The organism is Micromonospora sp. DH13 (genome assembly GCF_020873825.1).
Classification (GTDB): Bacteria; Actinomycetota; Actinomycetes; order Mycobacteriales; family Micromonosporaceae; genus Micromonospora; species Micromonospora haikouensis.
This window is the reverse complement of the sequence record NZ_JAHWGR010000021.1, coordinates 97416-114255: the sequence shown is the minus strand read 5'-3', so window position 1 is coordinate 114255 and position 16840 is coordinate 97416. Positions and strand designations below refer to the sequence as shown.

General features: G+C 73.9%; 13 protein-coding genes. 4 read left to right on the top strand and 9 right to left on the bottom strand.

The window, feature by feature from the left end:
- Positions 1–402 precede the first annotated feature (402 nt).
- From LPA42_RS20505 to LPA42_RS20485, 5 genes are all read right to left on the bottom strand, one after another.
- Positions 403–945 (bottom strand): hypothetical protein, encoded by a 543-nt coding sequence (locus tag LPA42_RS20505; RefSeq protein ID WP_077938786.1) that lies wholly within the window; start codon positions 943–945, stop codon positions 403–405.
- Positions 945–2819: a DNA primase gene (gene dnaG, locus LPA42_RS20500; RefSeq protein ID WP_077938785.1), complete on the bottom strand. Its 1875-nt coding sequence runs from the start codon at positions 2817–2819 to the stop codon at positions 945–947. Before dnaG ends, LPA42_RS20505 begins: the two co-directional genes overlap by 1 nt.
- A gap of 101 nt (positions 2820–2920) precedes the next feature.
- A complete protein-coding gene (locus LPA42_RS20495; RefSeq protein WP_077938784.1) occupies positions 2921–3751 on the bottom strand; it encodes a siderophore-interacting protein in 831 nt (276 codons plus the stop codon).
- 85 nt (positions 3752–3836) lie between these two features.
- A complete protein-coding gene (locus LPA42_RS20490; protein ID WP_077938783.1) occupies positions 3837–5072 on the bottom strand; it encodes a deoxyguanosinetriphosphate triphosphohydrolase in 1236 nt (411 codons plus the stop codon).
- 11 nt (positions 5073–5083) lie between these two features.
- Positions 5084–5434, bottom strand: coding sequence for a VOC family protein (locus LPA42_RS20485; RefSeq protein WP_077938782.1), 351 nt, complete (start codon positions 5432–5434; stop codon positions 5084–5086).
- Between the two features lie 279 nt (positions 5435–5713).
- On the opposite strand from LPA42_RS20485, the gene LPA42_RS20480 reads away from it, so the two are divergent.
- Positions 5714–6214 (top strand): roadblock/LC7 domain-containing protein, encoded by a 501-nt coding sequence (locus tag LPA42_RS20480; RefSeq protein WP_228986780.1) that lies wholly within the window; start codon positions 5714–5716, stop codon positions 6212–6214.
- 122 nt (positions 6215–6336) lie between these two features.
- On the opposite strand, the gene ppdK is transcribed toward LPA42_RS20480, so the two are convergent.
- Entirely contained in the window at positions 6337–9045 is a 2709-nt protein-coding gene (gene ppdK / locus LPA42_RS20475) for a pyruvate, phosphate dikinase (protein WP_077938780.1), read from the bottom strand.
- Between the two features lie 314 nt (positions 9046–9359).
- Between ppdK and LPA42_RS20470 the strand changes: the two genes are divergently transcribed.
- Positions 9360–11114: a beta-N-acetylhexosaminidase gene (locus LPA42_RS20470; protein ID WP_228986779.1), complete on the top strand. Its 1755-nt coding sequence runs from the start codon at positions 9360–9362 to the stop codon at positions 11112–11114.
- Between the two features lie 444 nt (positions 11115–11558).
- Positions 11559–12209, top strand: coding sequence for a C39 family peptidase (locus tag LPA42_RS20465; RefSeq protein WP_228986778.1), 651 nt, complete (start codon positions 11559–11561; stop codon positions 12207–12209).
- Positions 12210–12314: 105 nt separating this feature from the next.
- Here the strand turns inward: LPA42_RS20465 and dusB are convergent, their stop codons facing one another.
- Positions 12315–13454, bottom strand: a complete 1140-nt coding sequence (gene dusB / locus LPA42_RS20460; RefSeq protein WP_077938779.1) for a tRNA dihydrouridine synthase DusB — start codon at positions 13452–13454, stop codon at positions 12315–12317.
- A gap of 221 nt (positions 13455–13675) precedes the next feature.
- Here dusB and LPA42_RS20455 point away from each other — a divergent pair, with 221 nt between their 5' ends.
- Entirely contained in the window at positions 13676–14698 is a 1023-nt protein-coding gene (locus LPA42_RS20455) for a type IV toxin-antitoxin system AbiEi family antitoxin domain-containing protein (RefSeq protein ID WP_228986777.1), read from the top strand.
- Positions 14699–14751: 53 nt separating this feature from the next.
- Here LPA42_RS20455 and LPA42_RS20450 read toward each other — a convergent pair whose 3' ends face one another.
- Together LPA42_RS20450 and LPA42_RS20445 are read right to left on the bottom strand one after the other, a co-directional pair.
- Positions 14752–16131, bottom strand: a complete 1380-nt coding sequence (locus tag LPA42_RS20450; protein ID WP_077938775.1) for a glycine--tRNA ligase — start codon at positions 16129–16131, stop codon at positions 14752–14754.
- Positions 16132–16251: 120 nt separating this feature from the next.
- Positions 16252–16827 (bottom strand): hypothetical protein, encoded by a 576-nt coding sequence (locus LPA42_RS20445; RefSeq protein WP_228986776.1) that lies wholly within the window; start codon positions 16825–16827, stop codon positions 16252–16254.
- Between the last annotated feature and the right edge of the window lie 13 nt (positions 16828–16840).

Sequence of the window (16840 nt, the reverse complement as noted above, 5' to 3'; positions counted from 1 at the left end):
TCGAACAAAAGCAAGTAGTTGATCTGGGAAAGGTGCGGACGAAACCGTCAGCCGGCCACCGACCCGCCGCCAAAGGGACACGGTCCGCCAGCCGCTACCTCACCGTGGGTGAACACGGGCGCGGCGAGGGGGCCGCGCCGGGGCCTCACGCTGCGTGTCGACCTGCCCGCTCCGCCAGAGACTCACTGTCCCCTTTGCTCTGCACCCACCCGCGCAACACTGGCCTGAGCAGCGCATCTGCGGCGTCCGTCCGGGCCGGGCCTGCCGACCCCGGACAGCGCTGCGTGACCCGCTGCGTCCGTGGGTGCAGAGCAAAGGGCCGAGGACGGGTGGTGGGGGTCGGGCTGGCGGTAGCGCTGCGTCACGCGCCGAACGAGCGTCGCCGACCTCGTCGGCGGGGCCCTAGAGGTCGGTGGGGGCCGTGGCGGCGCGGGCGGCGGCGACCAGGCGGTCGGTCTCGGCGACCACCGCCTCGTCGTCGGCGGGGGTGCCCGGGTCGTAGCGGACCGTCCAGGTCAGACCGTCCGCCCCGGGCACGCGGCGGGCGGCGATCCGGCCGGCGCCGCCGGGCACCGGGTGGTGCTGGGTGTACGCCACCGAGCGGGTCACCCGCGCCCGCACCTGGTGCGGCAGCTCACCCGGTTCGAGCAGCAGGTACGTCTCGGCGGGGCCGTCGGCCACCAGCACGTACCCGGCGCGTTCGGCGAGCCGCTCGGCCGGGGTGACGGTCAGCTCCCGTCCCGACCAGACGGCCTTGAGGACGTCGTGCCAGCCCAGCCGGGCGTCCCGCCCCGGCAGCCAGAGCCCCAGGTTGGTGGCGACCAGCACGCCGGCACCCGGACCGCCGGCCTCGCCTGCGGCGGCCCAGGCCAGCACCCGCTCGGCGTCGGCCAGCGGCGGGCGGGCCGCCGCCGGCAGCTTCGGCTTTCGACTGAACAGCCCCATCACAGCCCTCCCGCGGCCTGCTCGCGCAGCGCCCGTGCGTGCTGCTCCAGCGACAGCAGCTCCCCGAAGAGCGCGAAGTACTCGTCCTTGTTGCTGACCGGGTTGATCCGCTGGATCTTCGACTTGAGGTCCCGGATCCGGCCGGTCACCGAGCCCCACTGCAGCCGGGCGATGGTCACCGAGACGTACCGGGGGTCGGGCTCCCCGTCGATGCGCAGCGGCTCCACGGCCAGCTCGCCCACCAGGGCCTGGGCGGCGAGGTCGGCGCAGGCGTCGCGGACCGCCTCGACCCAGACCGCGCCCTGCGTGGCGGCGGCGGCCCCGCCGGCCGCCGCGATCGCCTCCCGCACAGCCACGTGCACCGGGTGCTGGTATTCCGCCGCCTCGACCGCGTCGAACATCGGCCCGGCCAGCACCGGCTCCTGGAGGGCGAGCTTCAGCGCCTCCCGCTCGACCAGCGACATCGGGCTGTCCGCGCCGGGCGCGGGCCGGGCGGCGCGCGCCGGTGCCGCCGCCACGCCCCCGGCGGGCTGGCCGGAGGCGGCGGCGAGCACGGCCCGCTGCACCGGCTCGATCTCCATGCCGAGGTCACCGGCGAGCTTGCGGACGTACTCGGGGCGTTTCTCCCGGTCCTTGATCTTCGCGACGATCGGCGCGGCCCGGCGCATCGCCTCCACCCGGCCGTCGACGGTGTCCAGGTCGTACCGGTTGATGACGTGGCGCAGCGCGAAGTCGACAAGCGGCTCGCGGCGGGCGACCAGGTCGCGCACCGCCAGGTCGCCCTTTGCCAGGCGCAGGTCGCACGGGTCCATGTTGTCGGGGCTGACCGCGATGAAGGTGCGACCGACGAAGCGCTGGTCGTCGTCGAACGCGCGCAGCGCCGCCTTCTGCCCGGCGGCGTCGCCGTCGAAGGTGAAGATGATCTCGCCGGCCACGTCGTCGGTGTCCAGCAGCAGCCGGCGCAGCACCGAGATGTGGTCCGCGCCGAACGCGGTGCCGCAGGTCGCCACCGCCGTCGGGACGTCGGCCAGGTGGCAGGCCATCACGTCGGTGTAGCCCTCGACGACGACCACCTTGCCCTGCTTGGCGATCTCCCGCTTGGCCTGGTCGATGCCGTAGAGGACGTGCGACTTCTTGTAGATCGGCGTCTCGGGGGTGTTCAGGTATTTCGGGCCGTCGTCGTCGTCGAACAGCTTGCGGGCGCCGAAGCCGATCGGGTCGCCCGTGATGTCCCGGATCGGCCACATCAGCCGGCGGCGGAACCGGTCGATCAGGGTGCCGGAGCGCGACGGGCGGGACAGCCCGGCCGTGACCAGCTCGTCGTGGGTGAAGCCCTGCTGACGCAGGTGCTTGGTGAGCAGGTCCCAGGCGTCCGGGGCGAAGCCGCAGGCGTAGCGCTGGGCGGCGGCCCGGTCGAAGCCCCGCTGGGCGAGGAACTCCCGGGCCGGGCGGGCGCCGGCCGTGCCGAGCTGCGCCTGGTAGAACTCGACGGCGGCGGCGTGCGCGGCCACCAGGCGCTGCCGCTGCCCCTGCTGGGGGCGGGCGGCGCGCGGGGCGGCCTGGTCGTTCTCGACGTACCGCAGCTGGATGCCGGCGCGGGCGGCGAGCCGCTCGACGGACTCGACGAAACTGAGGTGGTCGGCGTCCATCAGGAACTTGATCGCGTCGCCGCCGGCCCCGCAGCCGAAGCAGTACCAGACGTTGCGGGCGGGCGAGACGTTGAACGAGGGGCTCTTCTCGTCGTGGAACGGGCACAGCCCCTTGAGGTTGCCGCCGCCGGCCGACCGGAGCGTCACCGTGTCCGAGATGACCTCGGCGATCGAGGTGCGCTCCCGGACCAGCGCGATGTCCTCGTCGCGGATCCGCCCAGCCATTCGCCACCCCCTCGGCCCTACATCCTGCCCTGCCGGGGTGACCCACGCGGCGTCGGGGGGACGGCGGGCGGAGGCGTCCCCCCGACGTCCCGATCACCGCGTCAGGCGGGCGTGGTGGCCTCGTCCGCCTCGACCTGCCGGTTCCAGTCGGGCTTCGTCGAGCGCCATCCCTCGTCGTCCATGCCCCGCCGCCAGTAGCCGGAGATCGACAGCCACTCCCGGGGCACGCCGCGCTCGACGCGCAGCAGCCGGCGCAGCTCGCGGACGAAGGTCGCCTCGCCGTGCACGAACGCGTGCACCGTGCCGGGCGGGAAGTCCAGCGCCCGCACCGCCGCCACCAGCGCCTCGCCGACCGGCCGGTCGCCCCGGTGCAGCCAGGTCAGCTCGACGTCGCCCTTGCTGGGCAGCGGCTGCTCCTCGGCGGCGTCGGCCACCTCCAGGTAGACCCGCGCCGGGGCGCCCGCCGGGAGCCGTTCCAGGGCGGCGGCGATCGCCGGCAGCGCGCTCTCGTCGCCCACCAGCAGGTGCCAGTCGGCGTCCGGGCTCGGCGCGTACGCCCCGCCGGGGCCGACGAACCGCACCGGGTCGCCGGGGCGCAGCCGGGCCGCCCAGGGGCCGGCCACCCCCTCGTCGCCGTGGTGCACCACGTCGATGGTCAGCTCGCCGGCCGCCGCGTCGAAGGATCGCACCGTGTACGCGCGCAGCCGCGGCCACTGCTCGGCGGGCAGGCGGCGGATCGCCGCGAGGTCGACCGGCTCCGGATAGGTCACCCCGTCCGGCGGGAAGACCAGCTTCACGTAGTGGTCGGTGTGCTCGCCCACCGGGAGGCCGGTCAGCTCCTCCCCGCCGAGCACCAGCCGGATCACGTGCGGGGTGGGCCGCCAGGTCCGCAGGACCCGGGCGGTGGTGACCTTCTTCGGGCGCTCCGTCATGCGCTTAGGCTAGCCTAAGTCCGCTCGGGTGCCCACCGGCCGTCCGCCGCCGCCCGCCGGCCCGTTCGCGCCCTGGCCTCGGCGTTCAGTCGGCCCGCAGCCGCTCGTGCCAGGCGACGGCGGCCGGGTCGGTGAGCGAGGCGACCTGGTCGATCACCACGCGCAGCCGGGCGGCGTCGTCCGGGGCGTCCCGCCACAGCGGGGCGAAGACCGGGTCCAGCACCTCGGGGGCCCGTCGGGTCAGGGCGGAGACCAGCTCGGCGAGGATCTGCCGCTGCCGCTCGTACCGGCACCGCGCGCCGGGGCGGCGCATCACGTAGCGCAGCGCCAGCCCCTTGAGCAGCGCGCACTCGGCGCGGACCCGGCGCGGCACCACCAGGTCGGCCGCGTACCGACGCAGCGGGCCGGGCCCGCAGCGCTCCCGGGTGGCGGCCACCGCGGTCGAGACGAACCGGCCGGTGAGCACGCTGGTGGTCGCCTTCAGCGCGGCCTGGGCCCGGTGGCTGCCGTCGTAGCCGGCGAGCGGGGCGAGCACCGGGTCGGCGAGCAGCTCGACCAGCACGACGCCCAGGTCCGCCGGGGACTCCCCGGAGTAGGTGGCGGCCACGTCGGCGCAGAGCGCGGCCCGCTCGTCGGGGTCGGCCAGCAGCGGGCCGAGGCCCACGTACCCGCCGTGGACGCCGTCCTCGACGTCGTGCACCGAGTACGCCACGTCGTCGGCCCAGTCCATCACCTGAGCCTCCAGGCAGCGCCGCCCCTCGGCCGGGGCACCGGCGCGCAGCCAGTCGAAGACCGGCCGGTCGTCGGCGTACACCCCGAACTTGCCGCCCGCCGGCCGGCGCGGCCACGGGTACTTCGCGGTGGCGTCGAGCGACGCCCGGGTCAGGTTGAGCCCGGCGGACCCGCCGCCCGGGGCGAGCACCTTGGCCTCCAGCCGGGTGAGCACCCGCAGCGTCTGCGCGTTGCCCTCGAAGCCGCCGCACGACGCGGCGAGCTGGTTCAGGGCGGCCTCGCCGTTGTGCCCGAACGGCGGGTGACCGAGGTCGTGGGCCAGCCCGGCGGTGTCCACCACGTCGGGGTCGCAGCCCAGCCGGGCCCCCATCTCCCGGGCGATCTGCGCCACCTCCAGCGAGTGGGTCAGCCGGGTACGCAGGAAGTCGTCGGTGCCGGCGGTGTGCACCTGGGTCTTCGCGGCGAGCCGGCGGAACGCGGCCGAGTGCAGCACCCGCGCCCGGTCCCGCTCGTACGGCGAGCGGCCCGCGCCGGTGTCCTTGGCCGGCTCGTCGACCCAGCGCGCGCCGGCGGAGTGCTGGTCGCTCACCCGCGCACCGGCTATCCCCGCTGCCGCAGCACGCAGAACTCGTTGCCCTCGGGGTCGGCGAGCACCGTCCGGTCGGCGTCGCCCTGGCCGACGTCGACGTGCCGGGCGCCCATGTCGACCAGCCGCTCGACCTCGGCCTCCTGGTCGGCCGGGCGTAGGTCGAGGTGGAGGCGGTTGCGGCCCTGCTTGTCGCCGGAGACCGGCAGGAAGACGATGCCGGGGAGCCGGTCGGCGGACTGCCGGATCTCCACCTCGCCGGGCCGCTCGGCCACCACCCGGTAGCCCAGCGCCTCGGCCCACCAGCGGGCGAGCCGGGCCGGATCCCGCGCGACCACGGTGAGACTCTCCCAGACGCTGGTCATGCGGTTCCACCCTCCACCGGCGATACGACATCCTTCGCGAGAGCCCCCAGGCTACGCCTGACGGCTGCCGACGGCGCGGCGACGACTCCCCGCGCGACGAGTCCCCGCCCGGCGGCGCGCAACAGCCGATCAGTCGAGAGTTGTCGGCTAATCGCCGACCGTGACGGGTCGCGGTCCACCATGGCGACCGGTAGCGTTCCCAGAGCAGAACGTTACCGATGATCCGCACACCTGAATCAGATCCGAACCAGATGAATCGGACGACGGGAAGTGACGCTCGTGGACGCTGACACGGTGCTGGAAACGGAACTACGGGGGCTGCGCCAGCGCCGGCCGGAGGTCGCCGGGGGCGTGCTCGCCGGCACCGACGGCCTGCTCATCTCCAGCGACCTGCCGACCACCGACGCCACCCACCTGGCGGCGCTGGCCGCGGCCAGCTTCGGCCTCGGCCACCGGGTCGCCGACACGGTCCGGCACGGCGAGTTCCAGGAGTCGGTCGTTTTCACCGCCCGGGGCTGCGTGGTGACCTACCCGGCCGGCCGGCACGCGCTGCTGACCCTGGTCACCGGGGCCCGCACCGACCTGGAGACCCTGCACCGGGAGGCCCGGGAGGTGGCCGCCCGCACGGGCTCGGCCTTCGACCAGGAGCGCAGCGCGCCCGTCAGCATGCCCGCGCCCGACCCGCGCGCGCCGCTGGCCATGCGGACCCCGATGGCGACCCTGCCGGGGCGCACCCCGAACGCGTCCCGCGCCACCGGCTGGCGGCGTCCGCCGATCTGAGCCCGCCGGCCCCGGTGGGTGATGCGTGCGGCTTCCCCACCGGGGCCGGCGCCGGACGCGGCGTCCGCCGGCCCGCCGTGCGGCCGGGCCCCGCCGTGCCGGCGGTGCGATGGCTCCGTCGCTCAGCGGCTGTCGGAGCCGACCGTCTCGACCGCCGCGCGGCCGGCCTCCAGCCGGGCCACCGGCACCCGGAACGGCGAGCAGGAGACATAGTCCAGGCCGACGGAGTGGAAGAAGTGGACGGACTCCGGGTCGCCACCGTGCTCGCCGCAGACGCCGAGCTTCAGCTCCGGCCGCGCCGCCCGGCCCTCCTCGGCGGCGATCCGCACCAGCCGGCCCACGCCGTCGCGGTCGATCGACTCGAACGGCGAGATGCCGAAGATGCCCAGCTCCAGGTAGCGCCAGAAGAAGGCCCCCTCCACGTCGTCGCGGGAGAAGCCCCAGCCCATCTGGGTCAGGTCGTTGGTGCCGAAGGAGAAGAACTGCGCCGCCTCGGCGATCTGGCCGGCGGTCAGCGCCGCCCGGGGCACCTCGATCATCGTGCCGATCAGCACCTCGACGCCGCTGTCCCCGACCACCTCGGCGATGATCTTCTCGGCCTCGGCGCGCACCGTCTCCAGCTCCTGGACCGCCCCGACCAGCGGGACCATGATCTCCGGGCAGGCCGACCCGCCCTCGCGCTTGACCCGCACGGCGGCCTCGGCGATCGCCCGCACCTGCATGGCGAACAGGCCGGGGATGACCAGGCCGAGCCGCACGCCGCGCAGGCCCAGCATCGGGTTCTCCTCGTGCATCCGCCGGACGGCGGCGAGCAGCGCCTCCTCCTTGGCCACGTCCTCGCCGCGTTCCTGGGCGACGGCGACGTCGACCGCGAGCTGCTCCAGCGGGGGCAGGAACTCGTGCAGCGGCGGGTCGATCAGCCGCACCGTGACCGGCAGGCCGTCCATCTCGCGGAAGATCTCCACGAAGTCGTCGCGCTGCAACGGCAGCAGCGCGGCGAGGGCGTCGGAGCGCTCGGTGTCGGTGCGGGTCAGGATCAGCCGTTCGACCAGCTCACGCCGGTCGCCGAGGAACATGTGCTCGGTGCGGCACAGGCCGATGCCCTGCGCGCCGAAGCGCCGGGCCCGGGCGGCGTCCTCGCCCGTGTCGGCGTTCGCGCGTACCGCCAGCCGCCGGGCCGCGTCGGCGTGGGTCATGATCCGGTGTACGGCCCTGACCAGCGCGTCGTCGGCCTCGTCGGGGTCGAGCGTGCCCTCGAAGTAGCGCACCACCTCCGACGGCATGACCGGCACCTCGCCGAGGTAGACCTTGCCGGTGGTGCCGTCGATCGAGACGACGTCGCCCTCGTTCACGGTCTGTCCGGCGACGCTGAACCGCTTCGCCGGCACGTTGACGTCGATCTCGTCGGCGCCGGACACGCAGGTCTTGCCCATGCCCCGGGCGACCACGGCGGCGTGGCTGGTCTTGCCGCCGCGCGAGGTGAGGATGCCCTTCGCGGCGATCATGCCGTTGAGGTCGTCGGGGTTGGTCTCCCGGCGGACGAGGATGACCGCCTCGCCCTCGGCGGCCAGCTCGACGGCGCGGGCCGAGGTGAAGACCACCTTGCCGGACGCCGCGCCCGGCGACGCCCCGACGCCCTTGGCGACCGGCTCGAAGTCGTGGTCGAGCTGGAACCGGGGGAACATCAGCTGGGCGAGCTGCGCGCCGTTGACCCGGTGCAGCGCCTCGTCGAGGTCGATCAGGCCCTCGTCGACGAGCTGGCCGGCGATGACGAACGCCGCCGCGGCGGTGCGCTTGCCGACCCGGGTCTGGAGCATCCAGAGCTTGCCGCGTTCGATGGTGAACTCGATGTCGCACAGGTCCCGGTAGTGCCCCTCCAGCCGGGCCATGATGGCGAGCAGCTCGTCGTAGGACCGCTTGTCGAGGCGCTCCAGGTCCTGCAGCGGCACGGTGTTGCGGATGCCGGCGACGACGTCCTCGCCCTGGGCGTTGGCCAGGTAGTCGCCGTAGATGCCCTGTGCGCCGCTGGCGGGGTCGCGGGTGAAGGCGACGCCGGTGCCGGAGTCGGGGCCGAGGTTGCCGAAGACCATGGCCACCACGTTGACGGCGGTGCCGAGGTCGGCGGGGATGCGCTCCTGCCGGCGGTAGAGCACCGCGCGCTCGGCGTTCCACGACTCGAAGACCGCGCGGATGGCCAGGTCGAGCTGCTCGCGGGGCTCCTGCGGGAAGTCGCGCCCGGTGTGCTTGAGGAAGATCTTCTTGTACGCGTCGACCAGCCCCCGCAGGTCGTCGGCGTCCAGGTCGAGGTCGCTGGTGGTGCCCCGGGCGCGCTTGGCCTCGTCGAGCGCGTGTTCGAACTCCTCGCCCGGCACCTCGCAGACGGTCTTGCCGAACATCTGGATCAGCCGGCGGTAGGAGTCCCAGGCGAACCGCTCGTTGCCGCCCGCCTGGGCGGCGAGCCCGACGACGCTGCGGTCGTTGAGGCCGACGTTGAGGACGGTCTCCATCATGCCCGGCATGGAGAACTTCGCCCCGGAGCGTACGGAGACCAGCAGCGGGTCGTGCGCGTCGCCGAGGCGGCGGCCCATCCCCCGCTCCAGCGACTCCAGGTGCGCCTCGATCTGGCCGGCGAGCCCGTCCGGCTCCCGTCCGGTGGCGAGGTACGCCTTGCAGGCCTCGGTGGTGATGGTGAAGCCGGGCGGCACCGGCAGGCCGAGATTCGTCATCTCGGCGAGGTTCGCCCCCTTGCCGCCGAGCAGGTCCTTGAGCTCCTTGTTGCCCTCGGCGAAGTCGTAGACGTACTTGTGATCGACCGTCTCTTGCGCTGCCACCAGAGCCTCCCACGCGCGCCGGACTGACACTTAACGAAGGTTCAGTTTGCTGATACCCCAGGGCTGACCACCGCTAATCCGGTGCCGTCGCCGATCGGTGGGCGAAGGCTAAGCGAACATCGCATGACCTGGGACTACTTGGTGACAATCGGCACAGCCATCACGACTATCCGCGTCCGTACCGGTTTTTGGGAACGTTTCCACGAGCACGATCACGCATTTCTCGGCTCCCCTCGTACTCTTGACCGCACCGGTTCTGCCGAACTTCACCTTTGCCATATCCCTCGCAAATACACCCCCCCGGAGTCCGCACCGTGCCGCCCACCGCGCCCCGCCCCGCCGAGCCCGGCCGCAGACCGCTCGACCCGACCGGACCGGCCGTCGACCCGACCGCGCCCGAGCCGGCCGCCGCCGACCTGGCCCACGCCGCCGCCCGCGCCGCCGTCGACCGGCTCGCGCCACCGGCCCCCGTCCGGCTGGGCGACGTGGTCCCCGCCCCGGAACGGGTCGAGCCCGACCCGGCCGCCGACTTCACGCTCCCCGCCGACGCGGCCGTCCGGGTCAGCCCCGACCCGGCCGCCCGGGACGTCGCCGAGCAGCTCGCGGCCCTGCTGCGGCCGGCCACCGGCTACCCGCTCCCGGTGACCGACGCCACGCCGCCCGCCGAGGGCCTGACCCTCCAGCTCTCCGGCACGCCCGGCGACGCGCCCGGCCCGGTCGCCGCCGGCGCCGGCCCCGACCCGGTCGCCGCGCTCGGCGCGGAGGGCTACCGGCTCGACGTGACCCCCGACGCGGTACGCATCACCGCCGCCACCCCCGCCGGCCTCCTGCACGGCGTGCAGACCCTGCGCCAGCTCCTGCCGCCCGCCGTCGAGAGCCCCACCCCGGTGGCCGCCCGCTGGGCGGTGCCCGGCGGGGTCATCGTCGACCGGCCCCGGTTCGCCTACCGGGGCGCGATGCTCGACGTGGCGCGGCACTTCTTCGGCGTCGCCGACGTGCTGCGGGTGATCGACCACCTGGCCCGCTACAAGCTCAACCACCTGCACCTGCACCTCACCGACGACCAGGGCTGGCGGATCGCGGTCGACGGCTGGCCGAGGCTGACCGCCGTCGGCGGGGCGACCCAGGTGGGCGGCGGCCCCGGCGGGGCGTACACCCGGGCCGACTACCGGCGCATCGTCTCCTACGCCGCCCGCCGGCACGTCACCGTCGTCCCGGAGATCGACCTGCCCGGCCACACCAACGCGGCGCTGACCGCGTACCCGCAGCTCGCGCCGGACGGGGTCGCGCCGCCGCCGTACACGGGCACCGAGGTCGGCTTCAGCTACCTCGACCCGGGCGACGAGCGCACGTACGCCTTCGTCGCCGACGTGCTCGGCGAGGTCGCCGCGCTCACCCCCGGGCCGTGGCTGCACATCGGCGGGGACGAGGCGTTCAAGGTCCCGGCCGACGCGTACGCCCGCTTCGTCGCGCGGACGCAGGGCATCGTCGCCGCCACCGGCAAGACCGTGGTCGGCTGGCACCAGATCGCCCCGGCCGGGCACGCCGACGGTCGGGTGCTGCAGTGGTGGGGCACCGGGGGCGACGACCCCGGGACGGCCGAGGCGGTGCGGCGCGGCGCGCGGGTGATCCTCTCCCCCGGCAACCACGCATACCTGGACATGAAGTACGCCCCGGACACCCCGATCGGGCACGACTGGGCGGGCCTCATCGACGTGGAACGGGCGTACGACTGGGATCCGGGCACGCACCTGGGCGGCGTGCCCGCCGAGGCGGTGCTGGGCGTGGAGGCCCCGCTCTGGACCGAGTCGGTGACCTCGCTGGCCGAGATCGAGTTCATGCTGCTGCCCCGGCTGCCCGCCCTCGCCGAGCTGGGCTGGTCGCCCCGCCGGACGCACGACTGGGCGTCCTTCCGCCGTCGCCTCGCCGGGCACGGCCCCCGCTGGCACACCGCCGGCATCACGTTCCACCCCGCCCCGGAGATCCCCTGGCCGAGCACGGTCCCCACCGGGCTCCCCACCCCTCGCCCGGCACCGCAGCCGACCGCACCCACGGCCGACCTGCCCTGACTCCGGCCGACCGCCCCGACCCGGGCGGGCCTCGGCGGTTCGTGGCCGGCTGGGGTGGAACCGCCTCGGCGCGTCGTGTCGCCGAGGCGGCCACCCACCCGGGCGGGCCGCGACCCGAGGGATGCCCGGTTTGCGCCGTGGCGTCCCGTGGCCCGGGTCACCCCGACGGCGGAATCGGCGTGGGGGTGGGGGCGTTGTATCTGGCATGCGACCGGGGCTCTGCCGCCCGGTCGGCCCCCGAACCGCCCCACCCCCGCCCCGCACGCCGGGACGCCGGGGCCGGGAACCCCGGAATGCCGATGGGGCCGGGGTCGTTACACCCTCCGGACGCCCGAGCAGGCCCCCGCCGCCGGGTCGTCCTTCCCCCGGACTTTTCTTCGCGGTGCCGCCGCGCGTATCCCCCTTTCGCGGTGCCGTCTCCCCCGAGCAGAGGAGCACGCTGACATGCGTACCGATCTGATTCGTCGTACCGCTCTGACCGTTGCTGGTATCGCCGCCACCGCTGGTGGGATCGCCGGCCCCGCGCTGGCCGCGCAGGCCACCCCCGCCGAGCGGGCCGCCACCGTGCAGGCCGAGCGCCGCCCGGCCGGCGAGCGCCAGCTCGACGTGCGCTACGAGGCGCAGCCCAACTTCTACTACTGCGGCCCGGCCGCGGCGCGCAACGCGCTGAGCGTGCAGGGCAAGAACATCGACGTGGACACCATGGCCAAGGAGATGGGCACCACCGAGGCCGGCACCAACTCCATCAACGACATCACCCCCGTGCTGAACAAGGAGACCGGCCGCAAGGCGTACCACAGCACGGAGATGCCGGCCGACAAGGTCGACGGTAAGCGCATCGACAAGCTGCGCGCCGACGTCGTCCGCGCGGTCGACGACGGCCGGGCCGTGGTGGCCAACATCGCCGGCACCGCCACCGACACCGACGGCGTCAGCCACTCCTTCGAGGGCGGCCACTACATCAGCGTCGTCGGCTACGACGACGGCGGGAAGACCGTGACGATCGCCGACTCGGCCAACCCGGACCAGGCCAGCTACCGCATCGACGTCGACGCCCTGGCGCACTGGATCGCCAGCCGCGGCTACGCCTCCTGACGCCACACGAAGGGCCCGACCCCGGCAGGGGTCGGGCCCTTCGGCGTGAGTAAGGAAGGGCCCCTTGTTAACGCTTTCTGTTGTACAAGGGGCCCCTGCAAACCGTCAGCCGCCGGAGTCGGCCAGCTCGGCGCCCTCCGGCACGGTGTCGTCGTCCCGGCTGGCCAGCCAGCCGTCGGGCAGGAAGACCTTGCCGGGCGAGTTCGTCCGGCCACGCGGCTGACCCAGCGTCGCCACCGGGAACGGCTCGGCCGGGTCGAGCTTGCCGAGCAGGTCGTCGAGCTGGGCCAGGCTCTCGATCATCGCCAGGGAGCGGCGCAGCTCGCTGCCGACCGGGAAGCCCTTGAGATACCAGGCCACGTGCTTGCGGAAGTCCGTGCAGCCGTCCCGCTCGCCCCGGGCCGGGTTGCGCGCGCCCGCCGTGAACTGGTCGACCAGCAGCTCGGCGTGCCGGCGCATGGTCGCCGCCACCTCGCCGAGGGTGGGCAGCCGCCGCTCGGGCCGGCCCTCGAACGCGGCCTCCAGGTCGGCGAAGAGCCACGGCCGACCCAGGCAGCCGCGCCCGATCACCACGCCGTCGACGCCGGTGTGGGCGACCATCCGCAGCGCGTCGTCGGCCTCCCAGATGTCGCCGTTGCCGAGGACCGGCACGTCGAGCGCCTGCTTGAGGGTGGCGATGGCGTCCCAGTCGGCGGTGCCCGAGTAGCGCTGCGCGGCCGTACGCCCGTGCAGGGCCACCGCCGCAACGCCCGCGTCCTGGGCGGCGAGCCCTGCCTCGACGTACGTCAGGTGGTCGTCGTCGATGCCCTTGCGCATCTTCACGGTGACCGGCACCCCGGCGGGCGACGCGGCGTCCACGGCGGCCCGCACGAGCCGGGCGAACAGTCGCCGCCGCCAGGGCAGGGCCGACCCGCCGCCCTTGCGGGTGACCTTCGGGACGGGGCAGCCGAAGTTGAGGTCGATGTGGTCGGCGAGATCCTTCTCCACCACGATCCGCACGGCGGCGGCGGTGATCTCCGGGTCGGTGCCGTAGAGCTGGAGGCTGCGCGGCCGCTCGTCGTCGCCGAAGGCGATCATCCGCAGCGTCTTCGGGTTCCGCTCGACCAGCGCGACCGTGGTGATCATCTCGCAGACGTAGATGCCGCCGCCCTGCTCCCGGCACAGCCGGCGGAACCCGACGTTGGTGATCCCGGCCATCGGGGCGAGCACCACCGGCGGCCACACCTCGTGCCGTCCGATGCGCAGCCCGCCGCCCGGCCCGCTCCCCTGCCTTCCGCTCCCACTCACCCGCCAAGTGTAAGGAAGGGCCCCCTGTTAACGCCTTTTGCATAGCAGGGGACCCCTGTTAACAACCGCCCGTAGCACACCCGCCGGGCCGACGGGGCTTGTCCACAGGGCCGGTCGTTGTCCACAGGCGGGGCCGTCGGGCGGGACAGTGCGGGGACGGCGCGACCATGCTGCCGGGCATGGCCGACTACTCACCCGAGCTGGACCGGGCCGCGCAGGGCCAGCAGCAGATCGTCACGCGGGCGCAGCTGCTCGCCGCCGGCTTCGACGACATGTACCTCTACCGGCAGGCCCGCCGGGGCCGCTGGCAGCGCGTCCTTCCGGCCACGTACGCCCTGTTCACCGGCGCGCTGACCGACGAGCAGCGGCGCATCTCCGCCGCCCTCTACGCGGGCGGGCAGGCGCAGCTCACCGGGCTGGCAGCCCTGACCTGGTACGGCTTCCGCTACAGCCCGCGCAGCGAAGACGTACACCTGGTCGTGCCGCACCACGCGCGACGCCGGTCGGCCGGGCACGCGGTGATCTCCCGGGCGCTGGCGCTCGATGAGCGGGCCCGGCACACGGCGCTCTACCCGGTGTGCTCGCCCGCCCGGGCCGTGGTCGACGCGGCCCGGGACCTGCGCGAGCTGCGGCCGGTCCGTGCGATCGTCGCCGAGGCGGTGCAACGGGGGTACGCCGACCTCCCCGCGCTGGACGAGGAGATCCGCCGGGCGAGGCGCAGCCGGACGGCGCTGGTCCGGAAGGCGTTCGCGGAGGTCGTCGACGGCACCCGGTCGGCGCCGGAGGCCGAGCTGCGGGAGTGCCTCGCCGGTAGCCGGGTGGTGCCGGAGATCCGGTGGAACCCGCGCCTGGTCAGCGGCGACGGCGCTGTGCTGCCGACCCCGGACGGCTACCTGGCCGACGCCGCGGTGGCCCTGGAGGTGGACTCGCAGGAGTTCCACTTCAGCCCGGCCGACTGGGCGCGGACGCTGGACCGGCACAACGAGCTGAGCCGGCACGGGGTGCTGATCCTGCACTTCACGCCGGCGCAGATCCGCCGGGACCCGGAGCGCGTGCGCCGCATGGTGGAGGACGCGTACGAGTCGCGGCGCGGCCTCGGCGCGACGACCCGCGTACGCGTGGAGCCCCGCCCCGCCGACGCCCCGCCCACCGGGGAGGCCCCGTCCCCTGGGGAGGCCCCGTCCCCCGGGGAGGGGTGGTGAGAAGGGGCCCCTTCTATACCGGAAACGTTAAGAAGGGGCCCTTCCTTACACCGTCAGCAGCCGGGGAGGCGCTCGATCAGGTAGCGCTCCACCTGGTCCAGGCCGATGCGCTCCTGGGCCATGGTGTCCCGGTTGCGCACCGTCACCGCGTTGTCGTCGAGGGTGTCGAAGTCGACCGTCACGCAGAACGGGGTGCCGATCTCGTCCTGGCGGCGGTAGCGGCGGCCGATGGCCTGCGAGTCGTCGAACTCCACCACCCAGCGCTTGCGCAGGTCGGCGGCGAGCTGCTTGGCCTTCGGCGAGAGGGCCTCGTTGCGCGACAGCGGCAGCACGGCCACCTTCACCGGGGCCAGGCGCGGGTCGAAGCGCATGACGGTGCGCTTGTCCACCCCGCCCTTGGTGTTGGGGGCCTCGTCCTCGTCGTACGCCTCCAGCAGGAACGCGAGCACCGCGCGGGTGAGGCCGGCGGCCGGCTCGATCACGTACGGCATCCAGCGCTCGCCCTTGGCCTGGTCGAAGTACGACAGGTCGACGCCGGAGTGCTTGCTGTGCGTGGCCAGGTCGAAGTCGGTGCGGTTGGCGATGCCCTCCAGCTCGGCGAACTCGCTGCCGCCGAACTGGAACTTGTACTCGATGTCGACGGTGCGCTTCGAGTAGTGGGAGAGCTTCTCCTTGGGGTGCTCGTAGAAGCGCAGGTTCTCCTCCGACAGGCCGAGGTCGAGGTACCAGTTCCAGCGCTCCTGCAGCCAGTACTCGTGCCACTGCTCGTCGGTGCCCGGCTCGACGAAGAACTCCATCTCCATCTGCTCGAACTCGCGGGTGCGGAAGATGAAGTTGCCCGGGGTGATCTCGTTGCGGAACGACTTGCCGGTCTGCGCGATGCCGAACGGCGGCTTCTTGCGGGCGACCGTCTCGACGTTCTTGTAGTTGACGAAGATGCCCTGGGCGGTCTCGGGGCGCAGGTAGTGCAGGCCCTCGTCGCTCTCCACCGGGCCGAGGTAGGTCTTCATCAGGCCGTTGAACATCTTCGGCTCGGTGAAGGTGCCCTTGTTGCCGCAGTTGGGGCAGTTCAGCTCCGTCAGCGAGGTCAGCGGCTTGCCGTGCTTGGCCTCGTACGCCTCCTCCAGGTGGTCGGCGCGGAACCGCTTGTGGCAGGACTGGCACTCGGTGAGCGGGTCGACGAACTCGGCGATGTGGCCGCTGGCCTCCCAGACCTTGCGGGCCAGGATGACCGCCGAGTCCAGGCCGACGACGTCGTCGCGCTGCTGGACCATGGTCCGCCACCACTGCCGGCGGACGTTCTCCTTCAGCTCCACGCCGAGCGGGCCGTAGTCCCACGCCGACCGGGTGCCCCCGTAGATCTCGCTGGAGGGGAAGACAAAGCCTCGGCGCTTGGCGAGGCTGACGACGGCGTCGATACGGTCGGCTGGCATGTTGTTTCCTCCTACGCCGGCTGGCGGCCGGCGGGGGCGCGCAATGGATGGAACGGTCGGTTCGGGACCCACGGTACGACCGCGGGGACCCCGAGCCCAGCAGAATACCGGGGGCGGTGGTCAGCTCACCCCGCAGACCTCCATGGCGCCGGTCTGCTCGTCGGGGGCGAGGGTGACCTCCTGGTCGCCCCGGTCACCGCCGCTGAAGGTGACCGAGACGGGCACGGTGAGGTTGACCGTGTCGACGTCGCCCACCCGGTACGAGTCGATCTGCGGCTCGGCGGCGACCCGCCGCTCGAACTCCTGCCGGGACTCGCGCCGATGCGCGTCGTCACAGAGCGCGTCGTACGACTGGTCGTACTTGCGCTCGGCCAGCCCCCGGTAGTAGTCGTCGGTGACCGACCGGCCCTGCTCGCGTACGGCCTGCACGTTGCTGACCGCGAGGCCCACCACGGCCGTGCCGCCCCCGCCGCAGCAGATCAGCACCGCGAGCGCCCCCGCGCCGAGGCCGAGCCACAGCCGGGCGCCACGCCCCTCGGTGGGGGGCGCCGCGAACGGCGGGACCACCCCGGGGCCGGCCGGGGGCGCGGGGACCTGCGGCTCCGGGGGCGTCGGCGGCACGCCGGGGGCCGGCGGGCCGTCGGGCCCGGGCGCCACGGGGTACGGGGGTGGACCGGACGGTCCGGGTGCGGTCATAGGTGCAGGGTAG

Excerpts from the sequence above, each read along its gene's own strand:
- LPA42_RS20465 (WP_228986778.1), top strand. The coding sequence starts at position 11,559 with ATGCGTACCGATCTGATTCGTCGTACCGCTCTGACCGTTGCTGGTATC.
- LPA42_RS20485 (WP_077938782.1), bottom strand. The coding sequence starts at position 5,434 with ATGACCAGCGTCTGGGAGAGTCTCACCGTGGTCGCGCGGGATCCGGCC.
- LPA42_RS20455 (WP_228986777.1), top strand. The coding sequence starts at position 13,676 with ATGGCCGACTACTCACCCGAGCTGGACCGGGCCGCGCAGGGCCAGCAG.
- LPA42_RS20495 (WP_077938784.1), bottom strand. The coding sequence starts at position 3,751 with ATGACGGAGCGCCCGAAGAAGGTCACCACCGCCCGGGTCCTGCGGACC.
- LPA42_RS20445 (WP_228986776.1), bottom strand. The coding sequence starts at position 16,827 with ATGACCGCACCCGGACCGTCCGGTCCACCCCCGTACCCCGTGGCGCCC.
- LPA42_RS20505 (WP_077938786.1), bottom strand. The coding sequence starts at position 945 with ATGGGGCTGTTCAGTCGAAAGCCGAAGCTGCCGGCGGCGGCCCGCCCG.
- LPA42_RS20450 (WP_077938775.1), bottom strand. The coding sequence starts at position 16,131 with ATGCCAGCCGACCGTATCGACGCCGTCGTCAGCCTCGCCAAGCGCCGA.
- dnaG (WP_077938785.1), bottom strand. The coding sequence starts at position 2,819 with ATGGCTGGGCGGATCCGCGACGAGGACATCGCGCTGGTCCGGGAGCGC.